15 protein-coding genes are annotated in these 13,354 nt (G+C 61.1%); 6 read left to right on the top strand and 9 right to left on the bottom strand.

The window, feature by feature from the left end:
* Positions 1-310 precede the first annotated feature (310 nt).
* A complete protein-coding gene (locus tag AB1286_RS27780) occupies positions 311-685 on the top strand; it encodes a helix-turn-helix transcriptional regulator (RefSeq protein WP_430366416.1) in 375 nt (124 codons plus the stop codon).
* Here AB1286_RS27780 and AB1286_RS27775 read toward each other — a convergent pair.
* Positions 682-1,584 carry a LysR substrate-binding domain-containing protein gene (locus tag AB1286_RS27775; protein ID WP_430366415.1) on the bottom strand — a complete coding sequence of 301 codons (903 nt, stop codon included), beginning with the start codon at positions 1,582-1,584 and terminating at the stop codon, positions 682-684. The two genes, AB1286_RS27780 and AB1286_RS27775, sit on opposite strands and share 4 nt — an antisense overlap.
* Positions 1,585-1,794: 210 nt before the next feature.
* Between AB1286_RS27775 and AB1286_RS27770 the strand changes: the two genes are divergently transcribed.
* Complete coding sequence (locus tag AB1286_RS27770) at positions 1,795-2,256, top strand: DUF3331 domain-containing protein (protein WP_430366414.1); 462 nt, start codon at positions 1,795-1,797, stop codon at positions 2,254-2,256.
* A 6-nt stretch (positions 2,257-2,262) separates the two neighbouring features.
* Here AB1286_RS27770 and AB1286_RS27765 read toward each other — a convergent pair whose 3' ends face one another.
* Positions 2,263-3,180: a LysR family transcriptional regulator gene (locus tag AB1286_RS27765; protein ID WP_430366413.1), complete on the bottom strand. Its 918-nt coding sequence runs from the start codon at positions 3,178-3,180 to the stop codon at positions 2,263-2,265.
* Positions 3,181-3,561: 381 nt separating this feature from the next.
* On the opposite strand from AB1286_RS27765, the gene AB1286_RS27760 reads away from it, so the two are divergent.
* Both AB1286_RS27760 and AB1286_RS27755 read left to right on the top strand, forming a co-directional pair.
* The gene (locus tag AB1286_RS27760; RefSeq protein ID WP_430366412.1) at positions 3,562-3,993 is read left to right on the top strand and encodes a DoxX family protein; all 432 of its coding nucleotides are present in this window, start codon (positions 3,562-3,564) and stop codon (positions 3,991-3,993) included.
* On the top strand, positions 3,983-4,672 hold the full coding sequence (locus tag AB1286_RS27755; protein ID WP_430366411.1) for a YoaK family protein: 690 nt from the start codon (positions 3,983-3,985) through the stop codon (positions 4,670-4,672). Before AB1286_RS27760 ends, AB1286_RS27755 begins: the two co-directional genes overlap by 11 nt.
* 14 nt (positions 4,673-4,686) lie before the next feature.
* Here AB1286_RS27755 and AB1286_RS27750 read toward each other — a convergent pair whose 3' ends face one another.
* Positions 4,687-5,292: a GNAT family N-acetyltransferase gene (locus AB1286_RS27750; RefSeq protein ID WP_430366410.1), complete on the bottom strand. Its 606-nt coding sequence runs from the start codon at positions 5,290-5,292 to the stop codon at positions 4,687-4,689.
* Between the two features lie 68 nt (positions 5,293-5,360).
* Positions 5,361-6,554 (bottom strand): alkane 1-monooxygenase, encoded by a 1,194-nt coding sequence (locus AB1286_RS27745; RefSeq protein WP_430366409.1) that lies wholly within the window; start codon positions 6,552-6,554, stop codon positions 5,361-5,363.
* 711 nt (positions 6,555-7,265) lie between these two features.
* Between AB1286_RS27745 and AB1286_RS27740 the strand changes: the two genes are divergently transcribed.
* On the top strand, positions 7,266-7,649 hold the full coding sequence (locus AB1286_RS27740) for a sn-glycerol-3-phosphate transporter (protein WP_430366408.1): 384 nt from the start codon (positions 7,266-7,268) through the stop codon (positions 7,647-7,649).
* A 77-nt stretch (positions 7,650-7,726) separates the two neighbouring features.
* Here the strand turns inward: AB1286_RS27740 and AB1286_RS27735 are convergent, their stop codons facing one another.
* The 3 genes from AB1286_RS27735 to AB1286_RS27725 all read right to left on the bottom strand — a co-directional run bounded on the left by AB1286_RS27735 (position 7,727) and on the right by AB1286_RS27725 (position 10,224).
* On the bottom strand, positions 7,727-8,641 hold the full coding sequence (locus tag AB1286_RS27735) for a hypothetical protein (RefSeq protein ID WP_430366407.1): 915 nt from the start codon (positions 8,639-8,641) through the stop codon (positions 7,727-7,729).
* 259 nt (positions 8,642-8,900) lie between these two features.
* A complete protein-coding gene (locus AB1286_RS27730; protein ID WP_430366406.1) occupies positions 8,901-9,530 on the bottom strand; it encodes an acyl-homoserine-lactone synthase in 630 nt (209 codons plus the stop codon).
* Positions 9,531-9,780: 250 nt separating this feature from the next.
* Entirely contained in the window at positions 9,781-10,224 is a 444-nt protein-coding gene (locus AB1286_RS27725; protein WP_430366405.1) for a DUF4902 domain-containing protein, read from the bottom strand.
* An 88-nt stretch (positions 10,225-10,312) separates the two neighbouring features.
* Between AB1286_RS27725 and AB1286_RS27720 the strand changes: the two genes are divergently transcribed.
* The gene (locus AB1286_RS27720; RefSeq protein ID WP_430366404.1) at positions 10,313-11,035 is read left to right on the top strand and encodes an autoinducer binding domain-containing protein; all 723 of its coding nucleotides are present in this window, start codon (positions 10,313-10,315) and stop codon (positions 11,033-11,035) included.
* 102 nt (positions 11,036-11,137) lie between these two features.
* Here AB1286_RS27720 and AB1286_RS27715 read toward each other — a convergent pair whose 3' ends face one another.
* Both AB1286_RS27715 and mmsB read right to left on the bottom strand, forming a co-directional pair.
* Positions 11,138-12,340 (bottom strand): enoyl-CoA hydratase/isomerase family protein, encoded by a 1,203-nt coding sequence (locus tag AB1286_RS27715; RefSeq protein WP_430366403.1) that lies wholly within the window; start codon positions 12,338-12,340, stop codon positions 11,138-11,140.
* Positions 12,341-12,392: 52 nt separating this feature from the next.
* Positions 12,393-13,289: a 3-hydroxyisobutyrate dehydrogenase gene (gene mmsB / locus AB1286_RS27710; RefSeq protein ID WP_430366402.1), complete on the bottom strand. Its 897-nt coding sequence runs from the start codon at positions 13,287-13,289 to the stop codon at positions 12,393-12,395.
* Positions 13,290-13,354: the final 65 nt, after the last annotated feature.

The following is a 13,354-nucleotide window of genomic DNA, read 5'->3' as shown; positions in this document are numbered from 1 at the left end:
GACCGCTGAGCAGCACGCATTAAGCATGCGGGTACGGCGAAGGCATACCGAGGCTGCAAGTGATGGGGCGAACCCAATGTAACGGAATCGGGACCGATGCGTCTTGAACGAAAATGCTCCGCGACCCGGCATGGACGTGAGAGGCCGCTTCGGCGAAGCGGATACCGCGCTTTTCAGCCGGCATGCAATGCACGGTCATTCTTGATTATTTTTCAAATATGTCTTGATTCGGTGTCAGTACAAATCGACCTGCCCATGAGGCAGACTATGGCTCATGCCGGTTATCTAGCCGACCCTGTGGCGGAGCATCATGAAAATTGACCTGGAAGAAGGCCGATGTCACTTGGCGGCTCCGTGCGAGGCACGGCAAATTCCATGGCTCTCGTGCGCTTTGCGGATTCTCCGGTCCGATTTGGCTGCTGAACTTTCGATGTCGGATGTCGCTGCATCAGTCAATCAGTCCACCGCACATTTTTTTCGGACCTTTAGGCTGACCGTTGGGCAAACGCCTCATCAATGGAGGTTGAACGTACGCATCGCCGCTGCGCAGTCCGACCTCATTGAGTTGCCCCTATGTACGGCTGAAATCGCGCACAAGTACGGCTTCAGCGATCAGGCTCACTTCACGCGAATCTTCAGGCGGATCGTAGGACAAACGCCCGGGGCGTGGCGCCGAATACATTAACGGGCGAATTCCGTGCCGCGTACCGCTTCGATCAGATAGTCGACGAAGGAGGCAACGCGCGCCGAAGTCGCCGTATTGCGGTAATAGACCGCGTTGATCGGCTGCCGAACGTCGTGAGTCTGGCGGGCGAAGAGCTGGATGAGCGTTCCGTCGTGACGATCGCGCGCAGTCATGAAGTCGGACAGACACACGATACCGGCGCCCGCCAACGCCAACTGCCGGAGCGTTTCTCCGCTAGACGACAAAATAGTGGGTGCGATCCGATACGGCTCATTGTCCGGTCCCGTTACGGGCCAAACATTGAGTGTCTCCGGCCGGTTGAATCCGAGCAACACATGTCGCGATAGATCTTCTACGCGCTTAGGGTGCCCGTGGGTCGCGAGGTAGGCGGGACTTGCAAGAATACGCATGCGACTACGACCGACTGCCTTGCGATGCAGTGAGGAATCTCTCAGCGGGCCGATGCGTAGCGCGACATCGGTGCGCCGCTCCAGCAGGTCGATGATTTCGTCGTTACTATTGAGCTCCAGTTCGACGTGCGGATAGCGCTCGCGGTAGCCCTGTACGAGCGGCACGATCACATGGAGCATGAACGGTGTGGCCGCATCCACGCGCAGCCGCCCGGACGGCCGCCCTCGGCGCGCGGCCATTTGCTCTTCCGCGCCCTCTACCGACGCGATGATCGCTCGTGCATCGCTCAGGAAGGCACGCCCCTCTTCCGTGAGTTCGAGGCGGCGCGTCGTACGCAGCAGCAACGTGGTTTTCAGTTTCTCCTCTAATCGTCCCAACGTGCGGCTCGTGGCCGAAACGGTCAAATCAAGCTGTTCCGCGGCGGCCGTGATCGACCGGCTGTCGACAACGCTTACGAACGCCTGCAATTCGTCGAGTGTGATCTTCATGTATGACTTAAAAGCAAATCCGGTTCGTTCGAAGAGGAATTTCTAAATAAGCGCTCTCGGCGCCCACCGTTCAGGACGTTTAAGCGCTCATTCAGGACTTCTCATTCGCGCGTTGCTACGCTTCGATCTTGCGATAGAGCCGGCGGACCGTCGCTGTGTCCAATCGAGTAAGAGACCTCGCGGAAGCATTGTCTAGCAGGGGAGCGTGAAATGTCGATGATCGAAACCGGTGGGGATCCGTGGCGGCATACCGTCAATTTACTATTTTGCGTGAAAGATTCGAACGGCGCTGACTGCGCGCGCGCCGATCTGTTCATGATCGACAAGCGTCGACAGAAAGCCGGAACCGCGGGACGGTACAACCCACGCGATATCACGATCCGTCTACTCGAGCGGCAAGGCGCCGCGAGAGCGACCATCGCGTGGCACGATCCGACGCGTTGCTCGTACGGCTACCAAACGTGGCAAGCCGCGCGGGCCCGTCATTCGGGCATCTGCGCGGTAAGCGGACGCCCCGTCTGCCGCGGTGACGAGGTATTCAAACCGCGCCTTCATAAACAGCGGGCATCGAATGCCGGGGAAATGATTTTGGCGTCGGTGTTGCGCACGATCGAGATCGACGACATCGTGAAGGCCTTGGCGCCGGCGCGGCCGCTGCTACCGCGATCGTAACCGTACTTATTGCCGCCCGCCCTGAAGTGTCGGGACGGCGGCATAGACGCCCGCCAGCCAATCCACGAAGAGCTTGAGCTTGGCCGGAACGTGCCGATTCGGTGGGTATAGCACGGAGATCGGCCGTGGCGGCGGGTTGAACTCGGCCATGACTTCGCGCAACGCGCCGGACTTCAGATGCGGCTCGACAAAAAACAGCGTGGTTGTGATCAACCCGAATCCCGCGATTCCGCACGCGATGTACGTGTCCAAGTCATTGGCCGAGACGGTGCTACGCATTTGAACGATATGGGTTTCCCCGTCGACGGCGAACGTCCAGCTGCGCGGCCGGCCGGTGTCGGCCGACGTGTGATTGACCGCGATGTGTTGGGCCAGATCGTCGATCGTCTCCGGAATGCCGTACCGTTCGAGATACGAGGGCGATGCGCACGTGCAGGTTGTGAGGCTGCCGATTCGCTTGGCGATCATGCCCGAGTCGTCCAGTGCGCCGACTCGTAAGACGCAATCGACACCTTCACCGACCAGATCGACCTGGCGGTCGGTCAAGCAAAGCTCGACCGTGAGGTCCGGATGCGCGGCAAGGAACCCGGGCAGGGCGGGAACGACGATTTGCTTGGCCATCGCCGGCGGCATGCTCACCTTTAAGCGGCCGCGCGGCGCGTTGCGCGAGTGCGACATCGATGCCTCCATGTCGTCGATCTCGCGTAGCACGGCGACGCAGCGTTCGTAGTAGGCCTGTCCGTCCTCGGTCAGCGACAGCCTACGCGTGGTGCGATTCAACAGCTTGCAGCCGAGATGCTGCTCCAGCATACGCAATAGGGCGGACACGCGCGGCGTTGCCAGGCCGGACGTATCCGACGCGCGAGTGAGGCTGCCGGATTCGACGATACGTGCGAACACGCGCATCGAAAGAAGTGTATCCATACGGGGTGAATCCTTTCCGCGGTAGGTAATGGGCGTTTGTCGCTGCCGGCCCGTCCGTCTCGATCGCCCTCGCCCTTGCGACGATCACGGTGGGAGTCTAGGCACGCCCGCCTACGAAGTCTTGAAGCGATGCTGAAAAATTCTGAAGTGGCGGGTTGTCAACGTAGGGGCGCACGAGAATGCCGGATCGATCGAGTACCTGTCTTCAGGACGTTTCAGGCGGACTTCAGGACATTTCCGTGCACTTTGCGTAGTCTTCGTCCGAGGCCCAGGTTTTCGGTGATCCACAAGGACGATACGCGCGATGAACAACCCTAAGCTCGAAGTACTGACGACGGAAGCTGGGAGCGCTGTTTTAGCGATCCCGCTGGGCGGTCCGACATGGTGACGATAAGTGGCCGGAGCAACCCGGCATGGGTTGGCCTGGTCCTGGCTCAGCCGTGGGTGATGCCGCTCGCGCGTCTGGCGTTGGTATCCGCATACCTCATCGGCGGTATCGACAAGGTCTTGCACTTTAACGACGCCATCTCGGAGCAAGCGCATTTCGGGCTGCATCCCGCTGCGCTCTGGGCCGTGCTGGCTATTGCGGTCGAGATCTTCGGCTCCCTGTGCGTCATCTTTCGTCGCTTCACGTGGTTCGGCGCCGGCGGCCTCGGCGTACTGACAGTCGTTGCGATGCTCGTCGCCAACGACTTCTGGAACCACATCGGAGCCGCGCGTTTCATGGCGCTCAATAGCTTTTTCGAGCATCTTGGCCTAATTGCCGCGCTCGTCCTCGCGACCGTTCTCAGTGATTCTCAACATGAAATCTGAAGACACGTTACTGGCGGCGATCGCGGGTTTCGTCGATACGCTCAGTTTTGTCGCGCTGTACGGGCTATTCACCGCGCACGTGACCGGCAACTTTGTGCTGATCGGTGCCGGCATTGCCGGCTATGCCCAAGGTGTCTTGCTAAAGCTCATTGTGTTTCCCGCGTTCATCGGCGGAGTCGTTTTTAGCGCTTTGCTTGTGCGATCGCTGTCCGGTCGGCGCGCTTTGCAGGGCGCGCGGTGGCTCTATACCGTACAAGCGGTCCTCATGTTCGGTTTCTGTGTGGCTGGGGTTTGGTCGACGCCGACCAGCCGGCCCGACGGTCTGCCGACGATAGTGGCGGGGGTGCTGGGCGCGTTGGCGATGGGGGTGCAAAACGCGCATTCGCGTTTGATCCAGCGCGCAGGCGTGCCCAATACGGTGATGACGGGCAATGTCACGCAGGCCATTCTCGACGTGGTCGATATGCTGTCGCCCAACGCTGGCGAGAGCCTACGCGTGTCGGCGCGTGCGCGCTTCGAAAAAATGATGCCGGCCATCCTCGCATTCGCGATCGGTGCGACGGCTGGCGCGTTCGGCTTCCGGTATGCGGGATTTTGGGCGTTGGCGGCACCGGTGTGTGCGCTCGTGGGGCTTGCATTGACGGCAGGCGAACATGAACGAGCGGCACGTGCGGTGTAGTGCTCGATCGCAAGCTACGAGTTCGACGTGCCTGCGTGGCTGCGTCCGGCGATGGGCGTCGATGCCGCGTCGGACGACTGCGATGGCAGTCCCGCCACGACCGAGTACATGTTGAAATCGCCCGGAGTGCCGCGCACCATGCGATAGGCGCGCAGCAGGCCCTCGTATTGGAAGCCGCACTTTTCCAGCACGCGTATCGATCGACGATTGGCGGTCAGCACGGTGGCTTGGATTCTGACGAATCCGTATTCCCGTTGCGCCCATTCCACCAGCGCGGCGGCCGCCGCCGCACCGATGCCTCTACCCCAGTACTCGGGGCTAAGGTCGTACGCTAGCTCCGCGGATCGATTCGTATCGGAAACGGTATGAAATCCGATGGTTCCCGCGAGGCGCAGAGATTTCGTTTCGACAATGGCAAGGCGGCGAGCCGAGTCGATGGCCGTCGATTGAAACGCGGAAAATTGCGGATCGAGGTCGTCTGCACAACGTAGCGCCCAACTTGTGTGCTCGTACACGCTTGGAATCGAGAGATATTCATACCAGGCGGGTTTGTCGGCGATTTCCAGTTGCCTCAACGCAAAAGCGGACATTCCGAAAGAGGGCGGTGTTTCGATTCGCATGGACGTCCCGTGGAGTCAAATGGTGTCGCCTTTGAGATGCGGTAGCGTATGAAGCCAAACCCGCTACCTCACTGTATATCGTCCGGAACGATGTGGCGATCTTCACGCGAGCGGGCGATTTCGTCGAGGACCCTTTGGCGGATCGATGGCTGAATATTCGATTGCGCGAAGTGGGCTCCATAGTGCGCCCGGACGCGTGGATTCATCACGCGGAACCAGAGCGGCGGCACGTAAGCGAGGAGGATCATCGTCGCATAACCCGCAGGCAGTTGCGGTGCGTCGTCGAAGTGGCGCAGTGCTTGATAGCAGCGCGTCGGATTTGCATGATGGTCGGCATGCCGCTGGAGTTGATAGAGGAACAGATTGGTTACGGTGTGATTGCTATTCCATGAATGCTCCGGCATGCAGCGCTCGTAACGCCCGCTTGGCAACCGCTTACGGCCAAGCCCATAGTGTTCGACGTAATTGACGACTTCGAGCAGCGATAGGCCGTACACGGCCTGAATCAACAAAAACGGGACGACCTTCGCGCCGCACAATGCAATCGCGATGCCCCATAGCGCCGCTGTCATCGCCCAGGCGTGCAGTACCTCGTTGCGCCACGTCCAAGGCGAACGGCCGGTGCGTGCGAGTCGCACCCGTTCGAGCCGCCACGCGGAAGCGATACTGCCCAGCACCGTCCTCGGCAAGAACGACCAGAGCGATTCGCCGTAGCGGCCGCTGGCCGGATCGTCCAGCGTCGCGACGCGAACATGATGGCCGCGATTGTGTTCGACGAAGAAATGGCCGTACGCGACAGGGGCGAGCGTGATTTTCGCCAGCCAGCGCTCGAATCGATCGGTCTTGTGACCGAGCTCATGGGCCGTGTTGATCGAGACGCCGGTAGCGGTGCCGAGCGATAACGCGAAGCCGATGTAGTCGTACCAAGCGAGGGACCGTGTGGTCACGATCCATAGCGCCCATCCGAATGAAAGATAGGCGATCGCTGTGGCCAGATAAACGATGTACCGGTAGTAGCGCTGCCGTTCGAGCGTAGGCACGATCGATTCGGGCGGATTGTCTTTATCGGCGCCGATCAGTACGTCCAGAAGCGGGATGACCCCGAAGACGAATATCGGCCCGAACCACCAAAAGATCGCCCAGCCGGTCGACAGCGCCTGCTGCGCGGCAAGGATCGGCAGCGTCATCGTCAGCGCGCCCAGCATCCACCAATAGCGCTTCGTATCGGTCCACGGCACGCGTGCCGGTTGCTCGGTTGCCATCGGGGCCTCCCGTGTTCGAATATACCGAATCTTCTCGGCTGGCTGGACGTGCGAGCGAAATGCGCGCGCCTATCGCAGCCAAGTTGGTGACTCATACAGTGAGTTATAAGCCGATATTCGCGCAATGCCAGATTCGAACGAACGTCTCAAAGGAATCCTCTAGAAATGGGTTCGAACGTCGATGTGTAAACCCGTGGGCGGAAGGTGCAGCACAATTAAAGATCGAATCCCGTAAATCGAAAAAAATAGAATGATCCGAGGGCCGGCGCAACTCGATTGCATATCCCACATGATGAGGGCTAAGAAAACGCGTCCTATGGAGGATGGTTTCCCTCTCAACTTACGCTTGTAGGCGGCGGGTACCGGGGACTAGCATCTCCGAAACGGCGTGAGGGATGTATCGAGGCCTACATCGTTTCCCCGCTCGCACGCTTGACACACCTTGCTTGGGCCATTTCGAACGCTGAGTGCGGGCGATCGACGTAGCCGGTCGGTCGGCGGCTGTTTTTCGTTTAAAGCGGATCGACGGTATCGGTCTGTTTTAATGCACGGTCTATCAAATTGACACAGGGCGAATAAAGAATGTCGCGGCTGAAGGTGTGTTTGATAAAAAAGGCAAAGAACGTATGCTTGATGTTGTCGTCGATATCGATAAGCGTCTACGCAATGGCGGTGCAGGCAGCTGTTTTTTAATCAATCGATGAAATAACATTGCAAACAAATATTTATAACGCCCGCTATCGACACGATCCTGATCACCTTCGGTATTCTCCACTGATCGGTGCGGAGTTGCGCAAGCAAGGCGGGTGGTTGTATGGAGGAGCGTTATTCCGTAATTCATTCGGACAGTTTTCTCAAACCCTGTACGTCGGCCACCTTTGGTATGTCGGGGATTCGGGATTCTATGGGAAGGTGGTGGGCGGTTTGATTCATGGTTACGTAGGAAGGTACAAGAACAAGGTGCCGCTCAATTGCGGTGGGTTTTCTCCCGGAGTCATTCCCGCGCTCGGTTATCGCATCGGCGCGCTTCGTGTCGAAACGCAATTTTTTGGAACGAGCGGTTTGATGGTGACAGCGGGACTCGCTGTTCGCTGACTTTCTCGGAATTCTCGGAAATTGGGCGAACCCACCGCTATTGGTTGCGGTTGAATGGGTTCGCCGCCCTCGGATGGTTATTTAGAAGAAAACGAATAGCTACCAGCGCGCGAGCTTCGCACGGTGCCGCGCCCACACCATCCGATCGGAGAAGCCGAGGAGGCGGTGGAGCCCGATAACCAATGCTCCACCGTCATCCCCAACTGACGTGCCGCCTCCGCCTCGATGCCGCTACAAGCGGTCTCCGCGCAGCCTCGGACGGCCGCCTGCGTGCATCGAAACACGAAGCGGATCTCGACCTCGTGATCGACCACGCGCATGAAGATCTCCCGAAGATCGGCGGTCGCATCGCTCGTCCTTGCCCATGCGCGAATTTCGGCGAAGTGATAGTCGAGCCAATGAGAGAAAAACCATGCGTCCTCCGGGCTGGCTAACGTGAATGCGGCGTCACAGGAAACGAGGCTGTACGGATCGGCTTCGCCGGCCCATACCGAAGCCGTCGCGCGTCCGCGCTCGTTCGCCTCCATCCGAACGTACATTTCGCTGTCGGCGCCGCACGGCATACGCCCGTTATGCGACGCCGTACAAGCCGGTTCCGCTGTGGCGGGGCATGTCCATCGAGCCGATTCGTCGCCCGATGCCACGGCACCCAGGTGAATCTGATAGGCGCGCAGCGCTTGCCAAAGCAACGCATGATCGTCGGCGCGCGACGGTTGCAGCGTGACCGCGAACGTGCCGCCGTGCAACGGCTTCGCTCTGCGAGCGACAAGACGCAACTCGCAGAGCGTCTCCCCGTCGGCAACGATCAGTGCGCGGCGAGGTAAGCCGATGGCCGGCTGATCGGCATCGTCGACCGTTACGGTCAGTCCGAGCCGATCGAGCCGCGCGAGTGGCATCGTCAACGGACGGTCGAGATACCGCACCTCGATCCGAGCTTGTGAGGCGAAGTCGTCATGGGAAACGGGTGCCGGCACGTCGCGAGTAATGGTCACGGTGTATCTCCTTCTATATAACGCAGGCCGACAGCAGCGACGACCGAGGTGCGCGTCGCCCTATGGAGACGCGACGCGCGAAGCAAGACGTTAGAGGGGGACCGAGTACCGGGACCGCCGCCTTGATTGCGGAGGCGCTTGCCATGGGCAAGCGCCGATCGCGCGTGCCGGCACGCCCGCGAAGAGGGCGGGTACACGCGGAACAGTGCCATGGCCGCCGCGCCTCGCGACGGAGCGGTCAGCCGCGAAGCCGTCAGGCTCAGGCTTGCAAAGCCAACTCGCAGTCCTCGGCTCGTTCGATGAGAGCGGGATCCAACCCGAGCGCCGTTAGGGTTTGCACATCGAGATCGATCCAACAAGCGACGACCATGCGGCCGTCGATCCGCTGCGCAGGACCGGCCCGGTGAGCATGCACGCCGATGCGACGGAACAGCCGCTCCATGCTGAGGAACGTTACCCCGATCAGCTGACGCGCACCGAGCTTGACGGCGCACTCGACCACCGATGCGAGCATCGGGCGCACGGCCCACGCCCCCGCTTCGTCCCCGAATGCCCCATCGGACGTGCTCGCCGCAAAACGAGACAGTTCCCAGACGTCGGCGGTTTTGGGCGGCGCGATGCCGTCGGCCAATAACGACGGAAAAAGCTCTTGCAACAGATAAGGACGGGTAGTAGGCAACAACCTCGCGCAACCGCAAATGGCCCCCGATTCGTCATGGGCGACGACATACACGGTGTCGTCGCGATCGTATTGGTCTCGCTCGAAGCGGTCATCGGCACACGGCAGACGCCATCCCAGCAGTTCGACGAAAATCCGGTGCCGATAATGCGCCAGCGCAGCATCGAGATCTTCGGGCAGTCGCCCGTCGCCGTGAACAGAAGTCCGCATGAAATCCCTCGCTTTTGATTTTTGATGAGCGCATTACAGCGCGCGCTCCGAGGGTCGGTAACTGTCAACGTTGACAGGACTACAATGGATGCACATTTCCCTGCCAAAGCGGCGCAGCGCTTTTGGGCAAGTCAGTCGAAACTAATAATGAGATTGAAATGAGCCGGCGATTTGCTTATAAATGAGACCTGTGGATAAATTTACAGATGAATCGAGCGCGGGCGTGCCGATTTTGCAGCCCGGCTCGGCGTTATTGGAGCGTCGGACCGTACGTAAGCGGCGTGCCCCACGGGGCAAGCGCGGCTTGCGCGACGGCGTTCGGCCAGTTCAGGCCGGCGACGCGCCGCAACAATGCTTGAGCCGTATGCGTCATGCCCATGTCGAGACCGCGCGGGTCGATGCACATGACGTTGCTGCGAATGTCGCTCCAGGCAACCAGCAGGGCGCCCGTTCCGCGATCGACGTACCAGTCCCAGCCGAGCGTCACGTGCGCTGCGCCGGGGCCGCTCGGGCGTTGCCATTCGGTGTACCCGGCAGTGTTTGCGTCGACACCTTCTGCGCGCAATTCCGCGAGCAGTCCGTCGTCGAGCGCGGAGGCGACATGGACGAAATGAAGCCCGGCAAGCGCGCACTCTTGGAGGCGGACATAGCCGTCGACGTGGTGGCTGGGCAGCGTGGCGGAAGGATGTCTCATGCGCCGGACTGTAGCAGCCCGTCGCAGCTGTGAGACCTGGCAACTATGACAGCCTTGTGTCCCGTGTTACTTATCAATTGGGGTATTCATGGAATCGCCGTTGCGGTGGCAAGATAGTTACGAACAGTTGCGCTCGGCGACCGACGAGCGGCAACTGTTCGACCGAATCGCGGGGTTGGCGAAGCGACTCGGTTTTGAGTATTGCTGTTACGGCATTCGCGTACCCCTGCCGGTTTCGAATCCGGCGGTCGCCATCTTCGATACGTACCCGTCGGGGTGGATGAAGCACTATCAGGAAAACCACTTCATCGACGTGGATCCGACGGTGCGCGAGGGGATGACGAGCTCTCGGCTCATCATTTGGCCGGAAGCGTCGGCGAACGCGCCGCGCCTATGGACGGATGCGCGCGATTTCGGTCTGCGCGTAGGCGTGGCGCATTCGAGTTGGGCGGCGCACGGTGTCTACGGATTGCTGACGATGGCGCGGCACGCCGATACCCTCAGTACCGAGGAAGTCGACGATTTGACCCTGCAAGCGAGCTGGCTCGCGAATCTGTCGCATTCGCTGATGAGCGAATTTCTCGTGCCGAGATTGGCGCCCGAAGCCGGCGTCGTGCTGACGCCGCGCGAGTGCGAAGTGCTGTGCTGGACCGGCGAGGGCAAGACGGCGTGCGAAATCGGCCAAATCCTCAGCATCTCCGAGCGGACAGTGAATTTTCACGTCAACAACGTCTTGTTGAAGCTGAACGCGACGAACAAGGTGCAGGCCGTCGTGAAGGCGATCGCGATGGGGCTCATCGCCTCCGTTTAATCGCACGCTGGGCGGCAAGATGAGATGAAACGGGCGGCCGATCGGTCGCCCGTTTCATTTTCGGTCTCCGGCGGGCGCCGCTATCGCGCTTCGGTTCGACGCTTATGAGGGGAGCTGCGACGAGCGGATCGCCGGCAGTGCGCCGAGTTCGGCGAGCGGATGCTTTGCACTGGGCCAGGGCGAGCGCAAAAAGTGCGCGATCCGCTCTTGGCGTACCTCGGCCAGCGAGGCCGGTTGCCAACGCGGGCTGCGGTCCTTGTCGACGAGATGCGCGCGTACGCCCTCGCGGAAATCGCCTTCCTCGATCGCGCGCGAGACGATCCCGAGCTCCATCCGGTAGGCCTCGGCCAGCGTGATGCGCCGCCCGCGCAGGATCGCTTCGCGCGTCACGTGCAGCATCGTGGGAGAGTAGCCGTGCAGTGCCTCGAGCGCCGTCTGCAACCATGCGCGCATTTCGGCAGGTGGGTTCGAGATTAGCGTAGCGGCAAGCGAGGCCGCCATTTCGTCCACGGTCAAGCTGGCCGAGAAGTGTTTTTCGATTCCGCGCAGCACGCCTTCGATCGGGGCGGGCGGCAACGGCGCGGCGGGCGGCACGAACGCCTCGCGCAGACGGGCGCCGACTTGCTCCGGCGGCAGCGCGGCCAGGCGGGCTTCGAATCCTTGCAGCCATACGCTTTGGACGCAGACGTCAGCGAGATTGCAGCGTACCGCGTCCGCACCCGTCAAGACCGCGCCCGTCAGCGCGACGTATAGCGCGAGTTCGACCGGCATGACGCTCAGAAAACGCGTTGCGCCGACGTCCGGCACGAAGCCGATGCGCGTTTCGGGCATCGCGATCTTGCTGCGCTCGGTCGCCACTCGTAGCGAAGCGGCTTGAGCGAGTCCCATGCCGCCGCCCATCGCGATGCCGTCGGCGAGCGCGACGATCGGCTTGGGAAAGGCGTGCAGCGCGAAGTCGAGCCGGTATTCGTCGATGAAAAATTGCCGCCAGCCGTCGTCGCCCTCGACGCGACCGGCGTTGGCGGCATGATAAAGCGCGCGTACGTCGCCGCCTGCGCAAAATCCCTTTTCGCCGCTGCCGCGTAAGACCAGCGCGACGATCGTGTCGTCCTGGCGGCAGCGCTCGACTTCCTGCGCGAGCTCGCGAACCATCTGATGCGAGAGCGCATTGAGCGCGTGCGGCCTATCTAGCGTGAGGATCGCGACGCCATTGACGACGTGGCTCAGCACGCGCCCCTCGGCCGGCGGCGCGGCGCTCGATCCGCCGTCGCGTCCGGCATCCGAGAGTTCGACACGTGCGTTCATTCATTGTCTCCGTTCATAGTCTTGCACGACAGTAAGCGCAGGCGCGCACGTTTCATTGCTGCGCCGCGCGTTGTTGATACAGCGCGATGATCGCGGAAAAATCCAGGCCGCCTTGGCCGTTCGCGCTCATCGCCTGATAGAGCTGCTGAGCGAGCGCACCGAGAAAGATCGGCTGCTTGGCCCCGCGAGCCGCTTCCGCGGCAAGCCCCAGGTCTTTGAGCATCAGATCCGCACCGAAACCGCCCGTATAACCGCGCGACGCCGGTGCCGTCTCCACGATGCCCGGATACGGGTTGTACGTATCCGAACTCCAGCAACGGCCGGTCGAGGTATTGATGATGCCCGCCAATACCTTCGGATCGATCCCGAGCGCGGTGCCGAGCGACATGGCTTCCGCCACGCCCGTCATCGTGATGCCGAGCAGGAGATTGTTGCAGATTTTCGCAACTTGGCCCATGCCGGTATCGCCGCATCGGACGATGTTCTTGCCCATCGCGCCGAGCACGCCTTGAAGTTCGGCGAACAGCGTTTCATTTGCGCCGACCATGAAAGTCAGCGTCCCGGCCGCCGCGCCGCCCGTGCCACCCGACACAGGCGCATCGACGAAAGGATTGCCGTGTGCCGCCGCGAGTTTGGCGAACGCTTGCGCGCTTGCGGGATCGATCGTGCTGGAATCGACGATCGTGACGCCCGGTGCGATGCCGGCCAGCACGCCTTGCTCATCGGTCAACACCGCGCGCACGTGCGCGGCCGCGGGCAGCATCGTGACCACGAGTTCGACATCGGTGGCCGCTTGCTTCGGCGACGCGCATGCCGTGGCGCCCGCCTCGGCGAGCGTGTGCAGCGCGCCTTCGTTTAAATCGAACGCTTGCAGCGTATGACCGCTTTTCAGCAGGTTGCGCGCCATCGGCGCACCCATATTGCCCAACCCGACGAATCCAATCTTCATGGCGAATCTCTCCGTGTGCGGTGCGAGCCGAGCGCGCAGAACCGTCGATCGATGACCGACGGTTC

This window comes from Trinickia sp. NRRL B-1857, from assembly GCF_050470685.1.
Classification (GTDB): Bacteria; Pseudomonadota; Gammaproteobacteria; order Burkholderiales; family Burkholderiaceae; genus Trinickia.
Note: the sequence above shows the minus strand (reverse complement) of the source record. Positions and strands in the feature narration are given on the sequence as shown.

Bases quoted from the DNA above. Each gene is read 5' to 3' on its own strand.
- AB1286_RS27780 (WP_430366416.1), top strand. From the start codon at position 311: ATGAAAATTGACCTGGAAGAAGGCCGATGTCACTTGGCGGCTCCGTGC.
- AB1286_RS27775 (WP_430366415.1), bottom strand. From the start codon at position 1,584: ATGAAGATCACACTCGACGAATTGCAGGCGTTCGTAAGCGTTGTCGAC.
- AB1286_RS27770 (WP_430366414.1), top strand. From the start codon at position 1,795: ATGTCGATGATCGAAACCGGTGGGGATCCGTGGCGGCATACCGTCAAT.
- AB1286_RS27765 (WP_430366413.1), bottom strand. From the start codon at position 3,180: ATGGATACACTTCTTTCGATGCGCGTGTTCGCACGTATCGTCGAATCC.
- AB1286_RS27760 (WP_430366412.1), top strand. From the start codon at position 3,562: ATGGTGACGATAAGTGGCCGGAGCAACCCGGCATGGGTTGGCCTGGTC.
- AB1286_RS27755 (WP_430366411.1), top strand. From the start codon at position 3,983: ATGAAATCTGAAGACACGTTACTGGCGGCGATCGCGGGTTTCGTCGAT.
- AB1286_RS27750 (WP_430366410.1), bottom strand. From the start codon at position 5,292: ATGCGAATCGAAACACCGCCCTCTTTCGGAATGTCCGCTTTTGCGTTG.
- AB1286_RS27745 (WP_430366409.1), bottom strand. From the start codon at position 6,554: ATGGCAACCGAGCAACCGGCACGCGTGCCGTGGACCGATACGAAGCGC.
- AB1286_RS27730 (WP_430366406.1), bottom strand. From the start codon at position 9,530: ATGCGGACTTCTGTTCACGGCGACGGGCGACTGCCCGAAGATCTCGAT.
- AB1286_RS27725 (WP_430366405.1), bottom strand. From the start codon at position 10,224: ATGAGACATCCTTCCGCCACGCTGCCCAGCCACCACGTCGACGGCTAT.
- AB1286_RS27720 (WP_430366404.1), top strand. From the start codon at position 10,313: ATGGAATCGCCGTTGCGGTGGCAAGATAGTTACGAACAGTTGCGCTCG.
- AB1286_RS27715 (WP_430366403.1), bottom strand. From the start codon at position 12,340: ATGAACGCACGTGTCGAACTCTCGGATGCCGGACGCGACGGCGGATCG.
- mmsB (WP_430366402.1), bottom strand. From the start codon at position 13,289: ATGAAGATTGGATTCGTCGGGTTGGGCAATATGGGTGCGCCGATGGCG.